This window comes from Mesorhizobium sp. M7A.F.Ca.CA.002.05.1.1 (genome assembly GCF_003998335.1).
GTDB lineage: Bacteria > Pseudomonadota > Alphaproteobacteria > Rhizobiales > Rhizobiaceae > Mesorhizobium.
Map to the genome: position 1 here is coordinate 1 of NZ_RZQI01000818.1, position 2,671 is coordinate 2,671.

Annotated in this window: 2 protein-coding genes and 1 pseudogene; all 3 read left to right on the forward strand. The window is 65.6% G+C overall.

Going from position 1 to position 2,671, the window contains the following annotated elements; genetic code table 11:
* Positions 1 to 415, forward strand: a pseudogene (locus EN939_RS28945) (hypothetical protein); the annotation flags it as partial.
* A 16-nt stretch (positions 416 to 431) separates the two neighbouring features.
* Entirely contained in the window at positions 432 to 1,919 is a 1,488-nt protein-coding gene (locus EN939_RS28950; RefSeq protein ID WP_127271120.1) for a sugar ABC transporter ATP-binding protein, read from the forward strand.
* Positions 1,912 to 2,671, forward strand: a 760-nt coding sequence (locus tag EN939_RS28955; protein WP_164751306.1) for an ABC transporter permease, incomplete at its 3' end; no start/stop codon positions are given. The genes EN939_RS28950 and EN939_RS28955, both read left to right, overlap by 8 nt.

Below are 2,671 nucleotides of genomic sequence, written 5' to 3' on the forward strand. Positions count from 1 at the left end.
GCCTCAGGTCGATGCGGTGCTGACGCAGGGCGGCGACGGCTATGGCGCGGCGCAGGCATTCAAGGCCGCCAACCGGCCGCTGCCGATCATCATCATGGGCAACCGCCAGGACGAATTGGCGCTGTGGAAGCAGGAGCATGATGCCGGCGGCTACGAAACTTTCTCGCTGGGCGCCACGCCCAGCGTCTCGCAGGTCGCGTTCTGGGTCGCGCAGCAGATCCTGGCCGGCAAGCAGGTGCCGAAATTCGTCGAGGTGCCGCTCCTGCAGATCAATCAGCCTGACCTCGACGCCTGGCTGAAGACGGTTCCCGCAGGCGGCGTTGTCAATGCCGAATATCCGCAGGAGCTAGTGGCCAAGATCATCGACGCCAACGTAAAGAAAGAACCTCTGCCCGGCGTACCCGCGCCGAAATGAGCAGCATGGCCGAATGATGAACGATCCCACGTCGCCCAAAAAGGACGCAGCAGAGAGAGGCGATGCTGACAGCCCTCTTGTCGAGGTAGGCAATGTCCGCAAGAGCTATGATGCCGTGCATGCCTTGGGCGGCGTGGATTTTCATCTGAACCCCGGCGAGGTCGTTGGCCTGGTCGGTCACAACGGCGCCGGCAAGTCGACGCTGATGAACGTGCTGGCCGGCACCATCGAGCGCAGCAGCGGCAGCTTTCGCGTCGGCGGACGTGAGATCGGTGCCTGGAGTGCGGCCAGTGCCCAGCAGGCCGGTCTGCGCTGTATCTTTCAGGAACTGTCGCTCTGCGCCAATTTGACGTCGGCGGAAAACACCCGCATCGTGCACAGGTCCTTGCGTGGGTTGGGCTGGCGGCGGCGCGCGCGCCAGGTAATCGGTCCGGTGCTGGACGAGATCTTCCCTGGCCACGGCATCGACCTCGACAGGAAGGTCGCCGACCTGCCGATCGGCGAGCGACAGATGGTCGAGATCGCTCGCGCCTTCACGCAGACCAGCATCAAATTGCGCGCCGTCATTCTCGATGAGCCAACCTCGGCGCTCGGCCATGAGGCGACGGAGCAACTGCTCACCCACATTCGTCGTGCCGCCGGACGTGGTATCGCCTGCATCCTGATCACCCATCGACTGAACGAGATCCTCGCCGTCTGCGACCGCACCGTCGTCATGGTCGACGGCAAGGTCGTCGCCGAGCGGCCGACCGCCGGCCTGTCGCGCGCCGCGCTTGTCGAATTGATGGGCAGCATCGAGCGGCCCCGCGATCGCTCCGTAGGCAAGGCGTCGTCGGTGCAAGCTCCGGTTATCCGGCATGCCGGCCGCGACACCGCTGATCTGACCATCGAAGTCGGCAAGGGCGAGATCATCGGTTTCGCCGGGCTCGACGGCCACGGCCAGCGCGAGCGGCTGCGCGCGATGTTCTATGCCGCGCGCCGGCAGCGCGAGGCCTTGCCGGGTGCCTATGTTGCCGGCGACCGCGGCTCTGAAGGCGTGTTCTCACTGTGGTCTATCGCCGACAATCTGACCATCCGCAGCCTGAATGCGCTGACGCGGGGCGGCATGATTTCAGGCGCCGCCGCTCGCAAGCTGGCCGAGACCTGGTCGGAGCGGCTCAAGGTAAAGGCGCCTTCGATCGACACGCCGATCATGTCGCTGTCCGGCGGCAACCAGCAGAAGGTGCTGTTCGCTCGTGCGCTGGCGTCGGACGCCGAGGTGATCTTCCTCGACGATCCGATGCGCGGCGTCGATGTCGGCACCAAGCAGGAGGTCTACCGGCTGATCCGCGCGGAGGCCGAGAACGGACGCGCCTTCGTCTGGTACACAACCGAACTCGAAGAGCTGACCAATTGCGAGCGCATCTATGTCTTCCGCGAGGGCCGCGCCGTGACCAGGCTGGAAGATGAGGCCATCGAGACCGGCCGTATCCTGCAGGCGTCGTTCGGAGGCGACCATGTCTGACGCGGCTGCCCGAGTTCCGGCCCGTTCTCCTTCCAATCCGCGTTCGGCCTTGCTCAATGCCATGCAGGTCGGCCTGCCGGCTATCGCGCTGCTGGTTATGCTGGCCATCATCTTCAGCATCCGCCCGGCGGCGATGAGCTATTTCGGCTTCCATCTGCTGTTCAAGCTCTCGGTGCCGCTGGTCTTTGCCGCGCTGGCGCAGATGATGGTGATCATGCTGGGCGACATCGACCTGTCGAACGGCGCCTTTGTCGGGCTGATCACCTGCGTCACGGCGCTCTATCTCGGGGACGCGCCGGCAATCGCGGCGCTGTGCTACATCGTCCTGATCGCCGCCTATGCCGGTTTCGGCCTGCTTATTCATGCCCGGCAATTGCCCTCGATCATCGTGACGCTGGGCATGTCCTTCATCTGGCTCGGCATCGCCGTCATCCTGTTGCCGGCACCGGGTGGCTCGGCACCCGCATGGCTTGCCGCCTTCATGAGCTGGCAGCCGCCTTTGATGCCGCTGTCGATCTGGCTGGCGGCACTGGCGGCGCTCGCCGGCCATCTCGTCATCTCACGCTCCTCCTATGGCGTGGTGCTGCGCGGCGCAGGCGGCAATCCGCGCGCCGTCGAGCGCGCCGGCTGGTCCGTTATCGGCATCCGGGTCGCGGTCTATGCGGTCGCCGGCCTGCTCGCCTGTCTGGCCGGGCTGACGCTGACCGGCCTCACCACATCGGGCGACGCCAATGTCGCGCCGGCCTATACGC